This is a genomic window from Sphingomonas sp. ATCC 31555, from assembly GCF_000282895.1.
GTDB lineage: Bacteria > Pseudomonadota > Alphaproteobacteria > Sphingomonadales > Sphingomonadaceae > Sphingomonas.
The window spans coordinates 20,360-36,951 of sequence record NZ_ALBQ01000044.1 but is presented as its reverse complement, the minus strand read 5'-3'; the positions used below and the strand labels follow the sequence as shown (position 1 = coordinate 36,951).

Genomic DNA, 16,592 nt, shown 5'->3' with positions numbered 1-16,592 from the left:
CTGCTCAGCCCTCGCCGGAGTCGCCGTCGCCCTTGGGCTTCTTGCCGTTCTGGCGCGCATTGCTCTCCAGCGCGACCTTGATCATCGCCACCATCGGATCGGCCAGCGCCAGCCCCAATATGCCGAACAGCGTGCTCGCCAGGATCTGCGAGGAAAGGGTCAGCGCCGGCGGCAGGTCCACGGTGCGCTTGGCGACCATCGGGATCACCACATAGCCGTCGAAATTCTGCACGCCGAAATAGATGATCAGCGCCCAGATGCCGGTATCGGTCCCCGCGCTGAAGCCCACCGCCACCATCAGCACGCCCGAAATGATCGCGCCCACATTGGGGATGAACGCCAGCACGCCGGTGATGATGCCCAGCAGCAGCGCCATCGGCACCCCGGCCACGCTCAGCAAAATCCAGGTCAGCACGCCTTCGAACGCCATGCCGAGCAGGCGCCCGGCCAGCAGCCGCCGCATCGTCGTCGCCATGCCGCCCAGCATCTGGGCAAAGGCGTGGCGCTGATCCAGCGGCACCATCCATTGCAGCCCACGCTCGTAGATGCGCGGGTCCAGCGCCACGAACAGGCCGATGATCAGGATCATCACCATGCTCGTCACCGCGCCGATCGCGGTACCCACGGCGGAGGTGAGACGGCCCACCGATCCCAGCGCCTGGCGCACCATCCCGCTGATGTCCGATCGGCCGGGCATCAGCCCCATGTCCGATGCCCATTTGGCGATGCGGTTGGCCTGGGCCTCCAGCGTGCTGCGCAGCTGCTCGGCCTGGTCGGCGATCTGCATGCCGGTGCGGTAGAAGACGAGACCGAAGAACGCGAACACCAGCAGCAACACGATCGCAATGCGCAGGCCGCGCGGAATCGGCAGCACCTTGCCCAGCAGACGTGCGCCGCCGTCCAGCATCGATGCGAATACCAGCCCGCCGAAGATGATCAGCAGCGGCTGTACCAGCAGCACGATGAGGGCGATCGCCACCGCCATGCCCAGCCACACCGCCGCCTTCTTGATCTCGGCGCGAATGGCGGGATCGCGAAACTCGTTGGGGCCGGGTTCGCGAACAACGCGAACGCGCGCCGATTCGAGCGGATCGTTGCTCATTTGCCCTCGCGGCTGGGGTGAAGCGTGATGCCGGTGCGCTCGCCACGGAACCCGTTGAACCAGGTCAGCGGATTCCAGGTCGAAGATCCGTCCCGGGAAAAGGTGATGAATTCTGCCCGCCCGCCAATATTCTCCCACGGCACCGGCCCGCCCAGGCCGTTCTGCTCCAGGGTGAAGCGGCTGTCGGCGCTGTTGTCGCGGTTATCGCCCATCAGGAACACATGGTCCTTCGGCACCGTCACCGGGCCATAATGATCGCCCGGCGAATCGCCCAGATCGGCGATGTCGTAGCTGGCGCCGCCCGGCAGCGTCTCGCGGTACAGCGTGAGGCTGCAATAGGGCCTGCCGTCATGAGTCACGCGGCGGCCGGCATAGAAGATCGAACCGCCGCGATCGGGATTGGGATCGCAGCGGGTATTGCCGTCGATCGGCACCAGCCGCTCGCCCAGCGCGACGCGCGGCACCGGCTTGCCGTTCAGCCACAGCTCGCCATCGCGCACCGCGATGGTATCGCCGGGCAGGCCGATCACGCGCTTGATGTAATCGGTGCGATGCTGCGGCGGCGTGACGATCACGATGTCGCCCCTGGCTGGCAGCGAACCGAACAGGCGACCCGGGATCGGCGGCAGCAGGTGGAAGGTCGGCGTCACGAACGAATAGCCATAGGGATATTTCGTCACGATCAGCTGATCGCCCACGCGCAGCGCCGGCAGCATCGATTCGGACGGGATGTAGAAAGGTTTGGCGATCAGGCTGTGGAACAGCAGCACGCCCAACACCAGCCACAGGATGCCGACAAGTTCGGCCCACCAGTCGGTGCCCTGGCTTACGGCACGCCGGCGTCGCTCGATCCGTTTGCTGCGCAACGTCAGCTCGTCCGCCCCCATCATGCTTCCCTTTTCGCCGGCACGGCCTCGATCATCACCATCGCGAACGCCCAGGGATGATCGTCCGTCAGCGTCAGGTGCACGCGCGCCACGTGTCCCGGCGGAGTCAGGGCGTCAAGCCGGGCTTTGGCCCCGCCCGTCAGCGCCAGGGTCGGCGCGCCGGACGGTGCGTTCACCACACCGATATCCTTCAGGAACACGCCGTGCTTGAACCCGGTTCCGACTGCCTTGGAAAATGCTTCCTTCGCCGCAAAGCGCTTGGCCAGCGTGGCGGCATAATTGTGCGGCCGCTTGGCGGCCTTGGCCAGTTCCAGCTCGGTGAATGCGCGCGCTTCGAAGCGCTTGCCGAAGCGATCAAGCGACTGCTGGATCCGCTCGATATTGCACAGGTCCGATCCCAGCCCGAGGATCATATTTCAAACCCTCTTCGGAGCGGGGCGCGGCGTGGTGGAGGGGGCTCTCCGCCAAGGCATCGCTGGTGAAGCCGCCCCTCCGCCACGCCTGGGGCGCGGTTCCCCTCCCCGTCCCGGAGAGGATTTGGAAAGAGCCTCACCGGGCCGAATCCATCAACTCGCGCATCCGGCGGATCACCGGCGCCAGGCCGTCGAAAATCGCCTCGCCGATCAGGAAGTGGCCGATATTTAGCTCCATTACCTGCGGGATCGCGGCGATCGGCACCACATTGTCGAAGGTAAGGCCATGGCCGGCATGCGGCTCGATGCCGTTGCGCGCCGCCAGCGCCGCGGCGTCGGACAGCCGCTTCAGCTCGACAGCGAGATCGTCGCCCTCCAGCTCGGCATAGCGGCCGGTGTGCAGCTCCACCACCGGCGCGCCGAGACGAATCGCCGCGTCGATCTGCCGCGCTTCGGGTTCGATGAACAGCGACACGCGGCTGCCATTGTCGCGCAGCCTGGCGATCATCGGCGCCAGCAGATCGAACATACCAGCGGCGTCCAGCCCGCCCTCGGTCGTCCGCTCCTCGCGCTTCTCGGGCACGATGCACACGGCGTGCGGGCGATGCTTCAGCGCGATCGCCAGCATCTCCTCGGTCGCCGCCATTTCCAGATTGAGCGGCACGGTCAGCTCGGTCGAGAGCCGCGCGATGTCGGCATCGGTGATGTGCCGGCGATCCTCGCGCAGATGCGCGGTGATTCCGTCCGCCCCGGCTTCCGCTGCAAGGAGCGCCGCGCGCACCGGATCGGGATAGCCGCTGCCGCGCGCATTCCGGACCGTGGCGACATGGTCGATATTGACGCCGAGGCGGAGCTTGCCGGTCATGCCGGGATCGTCCTGCTCCCCGGCTTGGTTGCCGGGATCGCCGCGAGTTCTGGCGGCAGCTGATCGGCCGGATAGGCCGGCACGTCCAGCTTGGTCAGCGAGATCAGCGGCACGCCCACCTCCGCCTTGCCGTTCGAACGATCGACGATGCAGGCGGCCCCCACCAGCGTGCCCGGATGCTTCTGGATCGCGGCGATGCATTCGCGCGAGGAAAGTCCGGTCGTCACGATGTCTTCCACCATCACCACCCGTGCACCTTGGGGAATCTCGAAGCCGCGGCGCAGCTGGAATTCGCCGTCCTCGCGCTCGACAAACACTGCCTTGCAGCCCAGCGCACGCGCCGTCTCATAGCCCGGGATGATCCCGCCGATTGCGGGGGAAACGACGATGTCGACAGGGCCGAACGTCTCGCGAATCAGCTTGCCCAACGCGCCGCACACCCGCTCGGTGCGCGCCGGATCCTCGAAAATGCGCATCTTCTGGAGAAATACGGGAGAGCGCAAACCGGAAGACAGGATAAAATGCCCCTCAAGCAACGCACCCGCGTCGCGAAACTCGTCGAGGATGGCGTCTCCGGTCAATGTCTGCACTCCAAAGCAATCGATGGCCGCGATCCTTTAAGTGGCGGAGGCACCGTCCGCAACTGCGCGCGAAAAAGGTTGAGAATGGCCTTTTCCGGGCTATACCTTCCCCAACATGGGCCGGTGCGATGCCCGGGTTGTGCGTTCCTGGAGAGGGGTGACCACACGCGATGCGCAATCTTTCGTTTACGTCGATCTTGCTGGCCGCTGGGCTGGCCTTTGCTTCGCCGACGGTGGCGCAGACCACCGCTGCGGAGCCTGCTGCAGCGGTGGCGCCCGCTGCGCCTGCCGAACCGCCTGCCGCCGCCAAGGTGGCGGACCCCACCGTCGATGCCAAGGGCATGCCGCTCACCCGGCCAGCGCCCGGTGTCGGCCAGCCGGTGGATCGCGGCATTTCGCTCCAGCCGCAGGTGACGCCCACGGGCGAGGAAGCGCATTGGTTCCACAACACGATCCTGCTGCCGCTGATCACGATCATCTCGGTGTTCGTGCTGCTGCTGCTGGTCTATGTGATCATCCGCTATCGCCGCGCGGCCAATCCCACGCCGTCGCGCACCAGCCACAATACCGCGATCGAGATCGTGTGGACGCTGGCGCCGGTGCTGATCCTGGTGGCGATCGCGATTCCCTCGATCAAGCTGCTCGCCGCGCAGTTCAAGCCGGCACCGAAGAACGCGGTGACGCTGAAGGCGATCGGCAACCAGTGGTTCTGGTCCTATGAGTATCCGGATCATGGCGGCATCCAGCTGACGGCCAACATGCTCAAGGAAGGCGATCAGGTCGGCAAGGGCCAGCGCTATCGCACCGATGCCGACGGCCCTCGCCTGCTAGCGACCGACCAGCGCGTGGTGCTGCCTGTGGGCGTACCGATCCGCCTCGTCACCACCGCGACCGACGTGATCCACAGCTGGGCGATCCCGGCCTTCTGGATCAAGCTCGATGCGATCCCGGGCCGACTGAACGAGACGAGCTTCATCATCCCGAAGGAAGGCGTCTATTTCGGCCAATGCTCCGAACTGTGCGGCGCGCGCCATGCCTTCATGCCCATCGCGGTGGAAGCGGTGAGCCAGGCCAAGTTCGCGCAGTGGGTCGCCGCCAAGGGCGGCACCATGCCGGGAGCCGCGGCCGAGCCGGCCAGCACCACCGCCATGGGGAATGATCAGGGCGACGCCACCGCCAACGGCGCGATGGAAGCCGCGCCGACCGTCGCCGCCACCGCCACCCCGGCACCGTCCAACAAGCCTGCGACCGCGAATCCCGCCGGCGCCGGTAACACGGGCAACTGAGCCATGACCGATACTGCGCTCCCCTATTCCGCCGCGCACGATGCTGCCCATGCGCATCATGATGCCGATCACAAGCCGGCCTTCTTCGCCCGCTGGTTCATGTCGACGAACCACAAGGATATCGGCACCCTTTACCTGATCTTCGCGATCTTCGCCGGCATCATCGGCGGCGCGATTTCGGGCGTCATGCGCGCCGAGCTGATGCAGCCGGGCATCCAGTATCTGCCCTGGTGGGTGCAGACGCTGCACGGCGAAGGCACGTTCGACGAGGCGATGCACTTCTGGAACGTGCTGATCACCGCCCACGGCCTGATCATGGTGTTCTTCATGGTCATGCCCGCTATGATCGGCGGGTTCGGCAACTGGTTCGTGCCGATCATGATCGGCGCGCCGGACATGGCCTTCCCACGGATGAACAACATCTCGTTCTGGCTCACCGTGGCGGGCTTCGTGCTGCTGATGCTCTCGCCCTTCGTCGGCGTGGGCGCGGGCACGGGATGGACGGTCTATGCGCCGCTCTCCACCTATGGCGAACCGGGGCCGTCCGTCGATTTCGCGATCTTCTCGCTCCACCTTGCGGGCGCGGCGTCGATCCTCGGCGCGATCAACTTCATCACCACGATCTTCAACATGCGCGCGCCGGGCATGACGCTGCACAAGATGCCGCTGTTCGCCTGGTCGGTGCTGGTCACCGCCTTCCTGCTGCTGCTCGCGTTGCCGGTGCTCGCCGCGGCGATCACCATGCTGATCACCGATCGCAACTTCGGCACCGCCTTCTACGATCCGCAATATGGCGGAGATCCGGTGCTCTATCAGCACCTGTTCTGGTTCTTCGGCCACCCCGAAGTGTACATCATGATCCTGCCGGGCTTCGGCATCATCAGCCACATCGTCGCCACCTTCAGCCGCAAGCCGGTGTTCGGCTATCTCGGCATGGCCTATGCCATGGTCGCGATCGGCCTGGTCGGCTTCGTGGTGTGGGCGCACCACATGTTCACCACCGGCCTGTCGGTACAGGTGAAGATGTACTTCACCGCGGCCACCATGGTGATCGCGGTGCCTACCGGCGTGAAGATCTTCTCGTGGATCGCAACGATGTGGGGCGGCTCGATCAGCTTCAAGACTCCGATGGTCTGGGCGATCGGCTTCATCTTCATGTTCACCGTCGGCGGCGTGACCGGCGTCGTGCTCGCCAATGGCGGCGTTGATGATTACATGCAGGATACCTATTACGTCGTCGCCCACTTCCACTATGTGCTGTCGCTGGGCGCGGTGTTCAGCCTGTTCGCGGGCTTTTACTACTGGTTCCCGAAAATGACGGGCAAGATGTACAACGAGTTCCTCGGCCAGTTGCACTTCTGGGTGTTCTTCGCCGGCGTGAACCTGCTGTTCTTCCCGATGCACTTCCTGGGGCTCCAGGGCATGCCGCGCCGCATCCCCGACTATACGGACCAATATGCCTACTGGAACCATATGGCGACGGTCGGCTACATGATCATGGCTGCCGGCATGGGCATCTTCTTCATCAACCTGATCTATTCGCTGCTCGCCGGCCGCAAGGCGGAAGCGAATCCGTGGGGCGAAGGCGCGACCACGCTCGAATGGACGCTGTCGAGCCCCCCACCCTTCCACCAGTTCGAAACGCTGCCCAAGATCGACTAAGTCGAACCGGGCTGGAGAGGATGGCGCCCCGGGGGGAAACCTCCGGGGCGTTTCCTTTGGGTGCGCCTACCCTTCGCGCGCCAGGCACCAGACGGTCGAAGCCACTGGCCCTCACATGACGGGCTTGCTGTCCCTGCCTGCAAGATTGGCCGGGGGCGACTGGGCGGAAACGGTGGGGGCGAAGGCAACCCGGTCGTCGCGGTCTCGGCCCCCGCCGCCGCTCTCAAAACCGGGTCGACGCCGTCACCCGGAAGTTGCGCGGCGCCCCCGGCATCGTCCACACATTCGCGTAGCTGCTGGCGATGTAATTCGTGTCGAAGAGGTTCTCGATGTCGGCCCGCAGCGTCAGCCGCTCGCTTACCGCAAAGCTCAGGTTCGCCCGCGCGATCGTATAGGCCGGCAGGCGATAGGCGGTGCCGAACGGATCGCCGGCGCGGCGCCCGACATGGCTCACGCCGCCGCCCAGCGCCACGCGGCCGAGCGTCTTCTGCACAAACAGGCTGCCCATATCTGCGGGCACGTTGCTCAGCGGCGTGCCGATCAGCGCGACATTGGCGTCGTTGCGTACCGTTGCATCCAGATGCGTATACGTGCCCGTAACCAGCAGGTCGTGCGCCATCGTCCAGTTCAGTTCGATCTCGCCTCCGCGCGAGCGCTGCCGGCCGATCTGCGTCTTCACGAACGGATCGACGGCGTTGGGGTTGAGCACGTTGCGCTTGATCATGTCGAACAGCGCCGCCTGCCCGGTCAGCCGCCCGCCGAACAGCGCGAACTTCACCCCCGCCTCCGCCGAATGGCTGCGTTCGGCATCGAAGGTGTTCACCCCCTCGGAAGGGTTGAGCCGCAGCGATTCGCCCCAGCTCGCATAGAGCGCCAGCGCCTCGCTCGCCCGCCAGGTCAGCGCCACGCGCGGCGTCACGCCCTTGTCCTCGGTTTCCAGCCGCCGGTTCGCCGCCAGGCGATTGATTACCGTCTCGCGAAAGCTGTTCCACCGCGCGCCGAGCAGCAGCGTGAACGGACCCGCGCCGATCAGATCCTGCGCATATACGCTTTCGCTGCGGAAGCGCGTGTACCGGCTGGCAAAGGCCGGCGGCACCGGCAGCGTCGTTTGCGCATATACCGGATCGAACAGGTCGATCGGCAGCAGCGGCCGGATGGCCGTGCCGCGCGCGCGGTCGAGCACGAAATCCATCGCGTGGCGTACCCGGTCCGCGCCGATGCGCAGATCATGCGTCATGCCGAACAGAGTCGCCTTGGCGGTCAGCTCGGCGCGCAGCGACAGATCCTGCCAGTCGAAATCATGGTAGCGCCGGTCGCGGCCCGCGGTGCGGCCATCAGCCTGCAATCCGCGCGGGCCGAAATCGACCATGGTGGCATAGCCGCGCAGCGATCCGTCGCGGTGGCTGCCGCCCAGTTCCAGCCGCGTGTCGCCACCCAGGTCGGCGAACAGGCTCGCCTGCTGCCACAGCCCGGTCTGCACGATGTCTCCGTCGCCAGGTTCGCCCAGGAAGGTGCGGCGGTCCATCGCCCGTGCATTGCCGCCGATCGCCACCACGCCGCGATCGAGCACGCTGGTGTTACGCATATATTCCGCCTGATACAGCAGGCGCAGCGCATCCGCCGGCCGCCACGCGATCGACGGCGCGATCAGCTGGCGCGATCCGCGCACCTGCTCGCGGAAGCTGTCGCGCGCCTCGGCCACGCCGATCAGCCGCACCGAAAGTCCGTCCGAGAGCGGCCCGGTCACGTCCGCGCTCGCCCGCGCGCTGTTCCAGCTGCCATAGCTGATCGCAGCGCTGCCCTGGAACGTATCGAGCGGCGCCTTGGTCACGATGTTGATCGCCCCGCCGGGCTCGCCCAGCCCGGAGAGCGCGGCGGTCGCGCCCTTCAATATCTCCACCTGCTCGATCGTCGCGGTGTCGATCGGCGCATTGAAGCCGAAATTGCTGCTGAAGCGGTTGATGCGGATGTCCGGCCCCGCATTCTCATCGCCGGCAAAGCCGCGAATGGAAACCTTGTCCCACAGGCCGCCGAAATCATTCTGCCGGGCTATTCCGCCGGCCAGATCGAACACGTCTGCCAGCCGCGTCGCGTTCGTGGCGTCCAGCAAGGTGCGATCCAGCACCCGCACCGATTGCGGATAGGCCAGTGGCGAGACGTCGCTGCCCAGGATGCTGGCGCTCGCCGCCCGCGCCGTAACGATAATGTCGTCGCGCTCTGCCGCAGGCCGCTCCTGCGCCGTCGCCGGCAGCGCGAGCGTCGTGGCGGCCAGGAGCAGCAGACTCCCCTGGCATGGATAGGGTTTGACGAACATGATGGTAGGCCCCCCGGCGGAAGAGATGAACTGCGTCTGCGCCGGCGTGTTCGCCGTGCGGTGTAGCCGCCGCATATGCCTGCTGATATTCATACGCAATAGCGTGGAAGCCTGCTTTGCACGATCGTTTGCACAAATGGTTCCGCGGGCGCGCAAACTTTATTAGAAGGCTGTATGCCCAGGTGACGTGATTTCCGTTTACCGCGGGCCCGCCTGCCTTTGCCGAGCGTTCAGCCCCGTACCGGCCCAATTTGGAGATTCCCATGCGCAACGCCCCTTATGCGGACTGGATGAAGATCGGCATCGACAGCTGGATGCTGGGGTGGGAAGCATCGACGGTGATCGGCCTGCGCATGGCCAAGCTCGCTGCCGGTGGCCCGGCCGCCTCGGCCGAGGCGCAGCGGATGATCGCAGAGAAGATGCAGGCCGCCTTCGAACTGCAGGTCGCCGCCACCACGGGCAAGCTCGGCAGCACGCCGCATGCCCAGGCGAGCAAGGCGTTGCTGCATTATCGCCGCAAGGTGCGCGCCAATGCCAAGCGGTTGGGCTGAGGGCACTTCCCCGCGCCGGAACAGGGCCGTATATCACTGCCGATGATGTCTGCCGCCAATGCCAATCCCGCTCTGCCCGCCGATTGGCGCGATTTCCTGGCGCTCACCAAGCCGAGGGTGATGACGCTGGTGGTCTTCACCGGCCTGTGCGGGATGCTCGCGGCGCCGGTGCCGATCCATCCGGTGCTGGGCTTCACCGCCATTCTGTGCATCGCGCTCGGCGCCGGTGCCGCCGGCGCGCTCAACCAGTGGTACGAAGCCGATCTGGATGCGAAGATGAAGCGCACCCAGGGCCGCCCGCTGCCCGGCGGACGCATGGAACGCCAGTCGGCGCTGCACTTCGGGGTCGGCCTCGCAGCGTTCAGCCTGTTCCTGATGTTCGTCGCGATCAATTGGGTCGCGACGCTGATTCTCGCCGTCTCGATCCTCTTCTACGTTTTCGTCTACACGATCTGGCTCAAGCGCCGCACGCCGCAGAATATTGTGATCGGCGGTGCGGCAGGCGCCTTTCCGCCGCTGATCGGCTGGGCGGCGGCGACGGGTGAGGTTGCGACGCTGCCGATCCTGCTGTTCGCGCTGATCTTCCTGTGGACGCCGCCGCATTTCTGGGCGCTCGCGCTATTCGTGAAGACCGATTACGCCAACGCCGGCGTGCCGATGCTGCCGGTCGTCGCCGGCGAACGCACCACCCGGATCCAGATCGGCCTTTATACCCTGCCGATGATCGCGGTGGCCGCCGCGCCTTGGCCGCTCGGGCTCACCGGCATGGTCTATGGCCTGGTCGCCGCGCTGATGTCCGGCATCTTCCTGGCCATGGCAATCCAGGTCGCCACGCGTCGCTCGGAAGCGGAAGACCGTATGATCCCGGAAAAGCGGCTGTTCAAATTTTCGATACTCTATCTCTTCGTGCTATTCGGCGCGTTGGTGATCGACAGGTGGTGGCTGGCATGAACGACTCGCGTGACGACGATCTGGCCCGCAGCCCCGCCGCGCAGCTGGAGCTGGTCCGTGCGCGCCAGCGGGGCCGCGCGCGGGTGATGGCGCTGCTGCTGGGCGGGTTCGTCATCCTCGTCTTCGCCATTTCGATCGTGAAGATGCAGCTGGGGCATGGCGGATGAGATTCAGCCGTAACCTGCGCGTCGGCCTGATGGGTGCCGTGCTGGTGTGCGGCATGACCGGCCTCGGCTTTGCCGCGGTGCCGCTGTACCGGATGTTCTGTGAAGCGACCGGGCTGAACGGCACCACCCAGCGCGGGCTGCGCGCGCCGGGCGCGACGGGGCAGAAGATCACCGTGGCGTTCGACAGCAACGTCAGCCCCAAGCTGCCCTGGAAGTTCCAACCCGAGCGACGCGCCGACACGATCGACATCGGCGGACGCGACATGGCGTTCTTCACGGCCACCAATCTGTCCAACCGGCCGCTCACCGGCACCGCGACGTTCAATGTCACGCCGGCCCAGGCGGGGAAATATTTCACCAAGATCCAGTGTTTCTGCTTCACCCAGCAGACCCTGCAGCCGGGCGAGACGGTGCGGATGCCGGTGATCTTCTATGTCGATCCGAAGATCCTGGACGATGCCGATGCGCGCGACGTGCAGGAAATCACGTTGTCCTACACGTTTTATCCAGTGGATTCGTCGAAGACACCAAGCTAGCATCCCGTGAAATTAGAGAGAGGATTGGGGACAAGCCCATGGCTGGAGCAAAGAACCACCAGTACCACATCCTGCCGCCGAGCATCTGGCCGTTGCTGGGCTCGCTGGGCGGGCTGATTCTCGCTTCGGGCGCAGTCCTTTGGATGCACGAGAAGCCGAACGGCCTGCTCGTGCTCACCACCGGCTTCGCGCTGGTGCTGCTCACCATGGTGGGCTGGTGGGGCAAGGTCATCCAGGAAGCGCATGCCGGCGATCATACGCCGATCGTTCAGCTGCACCTGCGCTACGGCATGATCCTGTTCATCGCCTCCGAAGTGATGTTCTTCGTCGGCTGGTTCTGGGCCTGGTTCGACTTTTCCCTGTTCCCCTCCAGCGTCGAGGCGGTCGGCGGCACCTGGCCGCCCAAGGGCATGGAAGTGCTCGATGCCTGGCAGTTCCCGCTGCTCAACACGCTGATCCTGCTCTGCTCTGGCTGCACCGTCACCTGGGCGCATCACGGGCTGATCCACAACGAACGCGGCGGCGAGATGCGCGGCCTCTGGGGCCTGCTCGGCGTCGGCGACAATGATACGGTGAAGAAGGGCCTGTGGCTCACCGTGCTGCTCGGGCTGCTGTTCAGCTGCCTCCAGGCCTATGAGTATATGGAAGCTCCCTTCCCGTTCAAGGCGACCAGCGAAGGCGGCTCCAGCTACGGCGGCGCCTTCTTCATGGCGACCGGGTTTCACGGCTTCCACGTCATCGTCGGCACGATCTTCCTGATTGTTAATCTGGTGCGCGCCTATCGCGGCGATTTCACGCCTCGCCAGCATTTCGGCTTCGAAGCCGCTGCCTGGTACTGGCACTTCGTCGACGTGGTATGGCTGTTCCTGTTCGCATCGATCTATGTCTGGGGCGGTTGGGGCGCGCCGGTGCACGCCGGCTGACGTGACCTCACCCAAACCTGATCCCGCCGGGGGCGGCAGCAAGCTGCCGCCCCCGATCGCATCCGGCCTCTATGGCTGCTGCCCGCGCTGCGGCGCCAAGACGCTGTTCCGCAATTTCCTCGCCTATGCCGATCGTTGCGGCGCGTGCGGGCTCGATTTCACTGCCTTCAACGTCGGCGACGGGCCGGTGGTGTTCCTCACCCTCGGCATCGGCACGCTGGTGACGATCCTCGCGCTATGGGTGGAATTCACCTTCTCGCCGCCGGTGCTCGTCCATGTGCTGCTATGGATCCCGATCACGCTGGTCCTTACCGTGCTGATGCTGCGAATCTCGAAGGGGTTGCTGCTCGCGCTGGAGTTCCGCAACAAGGCGCAGGAAGGCCGCCTGCGCGAGGATTGAGATGCGCCGCATTCCCCTGATCCCGACGATCCTCGTCGCCCTCGCCGTCGCGGCGATGATCGCGCTGGGCGTCTGGCAGCTCCAGCGCCGCGGCGAGAAGCATGCGGCATTGCAGCTCTACGCCGCCAACCTGCTGCTGCCCACGATCCGGTTCGACGGCCACACCGACGATCCTGCACTCCTGTTCCGCCATGCCCGTTCGGCCTGCATCGCCGTCCTCGACTGGCAGCGCCAGGGCGGGCGCGGCACCCAAGGGCTGCAGGGCTGGCGCCAGATCGCCACCTGCCGCACGCCTGAAGGCACGCTGCTCCCGGTCGACATGGGGGTGACGCGCGATCCGCTGTTCCGGCCGGTCTGGGCGGGCGGTGCGGTCTCGGGCACGCTCACCCATGCACCAGATCACCGCCCGCTGATCGCCTCGGCCTTCAGCAGCGAGCCGCGTACGCTGATGCTGGTATCGGATCGCGCCGCGCCGGGGCTGGAGCCCAGCGCCCCACCGGATCTGTCGAGCATCCCCAACAATCACCTCGCCTATGCGGTGCAATGGTTCCTGTTCGCCGGCGTCGCGGTGATCATCTATGTCCTTGCGCTGCGTGTCCGCGCTCGCGCCGCGGCTCAGCCCTCGCCCTCGGTCACCGGATAGACCTTGCCGACATGGCTGTCGCCGCGCGTGGCGGCGAAGCATTCCTGCCGCTGGCGTTCGCGATAGCGCGCGCGGTCCGCCTCGCTCCGCTCCTCATAGCAGGCGGCGCAGCTCACCCCTTCCTCGAACCGCGGCGATTGCCGGTCCTCGGCGCTCACCGGCCGGCGGCAGGCATGGCACAAGCCATAGCTCCCCGGCGCCAGCCCGTGCCCCACCGTCACCCGCTGGTCGAACACGAAGCATTCGCCGTCCCACAGGCTCGCGTCCGCTGGCACCTTCTCCAGATAATTGAGGATGCCGCCCTTCAGGTGGAACACCTGCTCGATTCCCTCGGACTTCAGGAACGCCGTCGATTTCTCGCAGCGGATGCCGCCGGTGCAGAACATCGCGACCTTTGGGCTGGCCTCGCCGCGCCCCAGCAGTTCGTCGCGATGCGCGCGAAACCATTCGGGGAAATCGCGAAAGCTCTTCGTCTTCGGATCGATCGCCCCGCGAAACGTGCCGGCGGCCACTTCATAATCGTTGCGCGTATCGATCACGATCGTGCCCGGATCGGCGATCAGCGCGTTCCAGTCCTCCGGCGCCACATAGGTGCCCACGCTCGCCAGCGGATCGATGTCCGGCTGGCCCATCGTCACGATCTCGCGCTTCACCCGCACCTTCATCCGGTAGAAAGGCTGTTCGGCCGCGCGTGAATATTTCACGTCGAGCCCCGCGCAGCCCGGCAACGCGCGGACATGCGCCACCACCGCCGCGATGGCATCGTCGCTCCCCGCGATCGTGCCGTTCACCCCCTCGCGCGCCAGCAGCAGCGTGCCCTTCACTTGCCGCCCGCAGCACAGCCTGGCCAGCGGCCCCTGCAGCGCCGCGGGATCGTCGAACCGGGTGAATTGGTAGAGCGCCGCCACGCAGATCGGCAGCGCGGAGACATCCTGCGCGTTCCTGTTCATCGCCGCGCCTGTAGCCCGATTCGCCCGCGCGCGCCATTCCCGCCCCAAGCACAGCTATCTTGTCGCGCCCGCCCTCGCCGGGTAACGCGATCGGCCATGCAGTATCACAGCACCCGCGGCGCCGCGCCCTCGCTGGGCTTCCGGGACGTCACCCTCACCGGGCTCGCCAGCGACGGCGGCCTCTATGTCCCGGTCGCCTGGCCGAGCTTCTCGGCCGAGGATATCGCCGCGATGCGTGGCCTTTCCTATGTCGAGACGGCGGTGCGGGTGATGCTGCCCTTCGTCACGCCGGACTTGTCCGAAGACGAGCTTCGCCAGCTCTGCACTCAGGCCTATGGCCGCTTCGCCCATGCGGCGGTGACGCCGATGGTCCAGCTCGACCGGCAGCACTGGCTGCTCGAGCTGTTCCACGGCCCCACCCTCGCCTTCAAGGACGTCGCCCTCCAGCTGCTCGGCCTGTTCTTCGAAAAGTTCCTCGCCGGCACCAGCCAGCATCTCACCATCGTCGGCGCCACCTCGGGCGATACCGGCAGTGCCGCGATCGATGCGGTGGCGGGCCGCATCGGCGTCGACATCTTCATGCTCCATCCCAAGGGCCGCGTCTCCGACGTGCAGCGCCGCCAGATGACCACCGTGCTCGCCCCCAACGTCCACAACATCGCCATCGAAGGCAGCTTCGACGATGCCCAGGCGCTGGTGAAGGCGATGTTCAACGATGCGGCCTTCTCCGGCCGTTTCCAGCTGAGCGCGGTCAATTCGATCAACTGGGCCCGGCTGATGGCGCAAGTGGTCTATTATTTCTATGCCGCGGTCCGCCTCGGCGCGCCCGAGCGGCCGGTCGCCTTTGCGGTGCCCACCGGCAATTTCGGCGACGTGTTCGCCGGCTATGTCGCCCAGCGCATGGGCCTGCCGGTGGCGAAGCTGGTCGTCGCCACCAACGTCAACGACATCCTTCACCGCGCGCTTTCGGCCGGCGACTATTCGGCGGGCACCGTCACGCCCACCGCCGCGCCATCGATGGACATCCAGGTCAGCTCCAACTTCGAACGCCTGCTGTTCGATCTGGCGGGCGCCCCCATCGCCGATCAGATGCGCGGCTTCGAATCGACCCGGGCAATGCAGCTCACCAACGCCCAGCGCAGCGGCGCCGCCGCGCTGTTCACCAGCGACGCGATCGATGCGGAGGGCATGAACGAAGCGATGCGCTGGGCCTGTGCCGAAGCCGCCCAGGTGATCGATCCCCACACCGCGATCGGCCTCGCCGCCGCCCAGCGCGCCGGCTTGCCCGCCGACATGCCGGTCGTCACCCTCGCCACCGCGCACCCGGCCAAGTTCCGCGACGCGGTCGAGCGCGCCACCGGCATGCGCCCGCAGGTGCCGAACCGCGTCGGCGATCTGTTCGAGCGGCAGGAGCGGTACGACGTGCTGCCGGCCGAATTCGGCGCCATCACCGGCTATATCGCCGAGCGTGCTCGCGCCCGGGCATGAAGCTCGTCACGCTCACCGGCGAGCCCTGGGGCGACTATGGCCTGATCGATTCGGGCCATGGCCGCAAGCTCGAGCGCTACGGCGCCTATCGCTTCATCCGCCCCGAGCCCCAGGCCATGTGGGCGCCTGCCGCGGCCGACTGGGACGCACATGCCGAATTCGTCCCCGGTTCCGACGAGGATGGCGGTGGCCGTTGGGAATATCTGAAGCCTACACCGCGCGAAGGCTGGCCGCTGGCGTGGCGCGAGGTGCGCTTCACCGCCCAGACCACGCCCTTCCGCCATCTCGGCTTCTTTCCCGATATGGCGCCGGTTTGGGACTGGATGCGCGGCCGGATCGAAGGGCTCGCCGAGCCCGAGTGCATGAACCTGTTCGGCTATACCGGGGTCGGCTCGCTGGCGCTGGCGGCGGCGGGCGCCAAGGTGACGCATGTCGATGCCTCCAAGAAGTCGGTGATGGAGGGCAAGGCCAATGCCCAGCTTTCGGGCATGGCCGACAAGCCGATCCGCTGGATGATCGACGACGCGATGAAATTCACCGCACGCGAGGTGCGCCGGGGGCGGCGCTATGACGGCATCATCCTCGATCCCCCAAAATGGGGCCGTGGGCCGAACGGCGAGGTGTGGAAGCTGGAAGAAGGCCTGCCGTCGCTGATCGACGACGTGGCCAAGCTGCTGGATGCGGACTCGCGCTTCCTGTTCCTGACAGTCTACGCGGTGCGGATGTCGGCGCTGGCGATCGGTGAACTCGTCGGCCAGGCGATGGCCGGCAAGGGCGGCACGGTCGAAGCGGGCGAACTGACCGTGCGCGAGGAAGCGCGCGGGCTGGAACTGCCGACCGCGATCTTCGCGCGGTGGTCACGGTAAGGCATCG

General features: G+C 66.3%; 18 protein-coding genes. 11 read left to right on the top strand and 7 right to left on the bottom strand.

What is annotated here, in order from left to right:
• Positions 1-4: 4 nt before the first annotated feature.
• The 5 genes from B215_RS0116320 to pyrE form a co-directional block, all read right to left on the bottom strand.
• Complete coding sequence (locus tag B215_RS0116320) at positions 5-1,102, bottom strand: AI-2E family transporter (RefSeq protein ID WP_019370716.1); 1,098 nt, start codon at positions 1,100-1,102, stop codon at positions 5-7.
• Entirely contained in the window at positions 1,099-1,992 is an 894-nt protein-coding gene (gene lepB / locus B215_RS0116315) for a signal peptidase I (protein ID WP_019370715.1), read from the bottom strand. Before lepB ends, B215_RS0116320 begins: the two co-directional genes overlap by 4 nt.
• Complete coding sequence (gene acpS, locus B215_RS0116310) at positions 1,989-2,402, bottom strand: holo-ACP synthase (protein ID WP_019370714.1); 414 nt, start codon at positions 2,400-2,402, stop codon at positions 1,989-1,991. The genes lepB and acpS overlap by 4 nt, the downstream gene beginning before the upstream one ends.
• Positions 2,403-2,538: 136 nt before the next feature.
• Entirely contained in the window at positions 2,539-3,267 is a 729-nt protein-coding gene (locus tag B215_RS0116305; protein WP_019370713.1) for a pyridoxine 5'-phosphate synthase, read from the bottom strand.
• Positions 3,264-3,848 (bottom strand): orotate phosphoribosyltransferase, encoded by a 585-nt coding sequence (pyrE, locus tag B215_RS0116300; RefSeq protein ID WP_026009343.1) that lies wholly within the window; start codon positions 3,846-3,848, stop codon positions 3,264-3,266. Before pyrE ends, B215_RS0116305 begins: the two co-directional genes overlap by 4 nt.
• A 170-nt stretch (positions 3,849-4,018) precedes the next feature.
• Between pyrE and coxB the strand changes: the two genes are divergently transcribed.
• Complete coding sequence (gene coxB, locus B215_RS0116295; RefSeq protein ID WP_019370711.1) at positions 4,019-5,134, top strand: cytochrome c oxidase subunit II; 1,116 nt, start codon at positions 4,019-4,021, stop codon at positions 5,132-5,134.
• Positions 5,135-5,137: 3 nt separating this feature from the next.
• The gene (gene ctaD / locus B215_RS0116290; RefSeq protein WP_019370710.1) at positions 5,138-6,796 is read left to right on the top strand and encodes a cytochrome c oxidase subunit I; all 1,659 of its coding nucleotides are present in this window, start codon (positions 5,138-5,140) and stop codon (positions 6,794-6,796) included.
• 223 nt (positions 6,797-7,019) lie between these two features.
• Here ctaD and B215_RS0116285 read toward each other — a convergent pair whose 3' ends face one another.
• Complete coding sequence (locus tag B215_RS0116285) at positions 7,020-9,185, bottom strand: TonB-dependent receptor (protein WP_019370709.1); 2,166 nt, start codon at positions 9,183-9,185, stop codon at positions 7,020-7,022.
• Between the two features lie 188 nt (positions 9,186-9,373).
• Here B215_RS0116285 and B215_RS0116280 point away from each other — a divergent pair, with 188 nt between their 5' ends.
• From B215_RS0116280 to B215_RS0116250, 7 genes are read left to right on the top strand one after another with little or no spacing between them, the layout of a single operon-like run.
• A complete protein-coding gene (locus tag B215_RS0116280; protein WP_019370708.1) occupies positions 9,374-9,661 on the top strand; it encodes a hypothetical protein in 288 nt (95 codons plus the stop codon).
• A 42-nt stretch (positions 9,662-9,703) separates the two neighbouring features.
• On the top strand, positions 9,704-10,612 hold the full coding sequence (locus B215_RS0116275) for a heme o synthase (protein WP_019370707.1): 909 nt from the start codon (positions 9,704-9,706) through the stop codon (positions 10,610-10,612).
• Complete coding sequence (locus B215_RS21630; RefSeq protein WP_019370706.1) at positions 10,609-10,779, top strand: hypothetical protein; 171 nt, start codon at positions 10,609-10,611, stop codon at positions 10,777-10,779. Before B215_RS0116275 ends, B215_RS21630 begins: the two co-directional genes overlap by 4 nt.
• The gene (locus B215_RS0116265; RefSeq protein WP_019370705.1) at positions 10,776-11,315 is read left to right on the top strand and encodes a cytochrome c oxidase assembly protein; all 540 of its coding nucleotides are present in this window, start codon (positions 10,776-10,778) and stop codon (positions 11,313-11,315) included. Before B215_RS21630 ends, B215_RS0116265 begins: the two co-directional genes overlap by 4 nt.
• 38 nt (positions 11,316-11,353) lie before the next feature.
• Positions 11,354-12,238 (top strand): cytochrome c oxidase subunit 3, encoded by an 885-nt coding sequence (locus B215_RS0116260; RefSeq protein WP_019370704.1) that lies wholly within the window; start codon positions 11,354-11,356, stop codon positions 12,236-12,238.
• Position 12,239: 1 nt separating this feature from the next.
• On the top strand, positions 12,240-12,638 hold the full coding sequence (locus tag B215_RS0116255) for a DUF983 domain-containing protein (protein ID WP_019370703.1): 399 nt from the start codon (positions 12,240-12,242) through the stop codon (positions 12,636-12,638).
• A gap of 1 nt (position 12,639) precedes the next feature.
• A complete protein-coding gene (locus B215_RS0116250) occupies positions 12,640-13,281 on the top strand; it encodes an SURF1 family protein (protein ID WP_019370702.1) in 642 nt (213 codons plus the stop codon).
• Here the strand turns inward: B215_RS0116250 and trhO are convergent.
• Positions 13,254-14,231 carry an oxygen-dependent tRNA uridine(34) hydroxylase TrhO gene (trhO, locus tag B215_RS20315; RefSeq protein WP_019370701.1) on the bottom strand — a complete coding sequence of 326 codons (978 nt, stop codon included), beginning with the start codon at positions 14,229-14,231 and terminating at the stop codon, positions 13,254-13,256. The genes B215_RS0116250 and trhO overlap by 28 nt on opposite strands.
• A 96-nt stretch (positions 14,232-14,327) precedes the next feature.
• Here trhO and thrC point away from each other — a divergent pair, with 96 nt between their 5' ends.
• Both thrC and B215_RS0116235 read left to right on the top strand, forming a co-directional pair.
• A complete protein-coding gene (gene thrC, locus B215_RS0116240) occupies positions 14,328-15,719 on the top strand; it encodes a threonine synthase (RefSeq protein ID WP_019370700.1) in 1,392 nt (463 codons plus the stop codon).
• A complete protein-coding gene (locus B215_RS0116235; RefSeq protein ID WP_019370699.1) occupies positions 15,716-16,585 on the top strand; it encodes a class I SAM-dependent methyltransferase in 870 nt (289 codons plus the stop codon). Before thrC ends, B215_RS0116235 begins: the two co-directional genes overlap by 4 nt.
• The last annotated feature ends 7 nt before the right edge of the window (positions 16,586-16,592 follow it).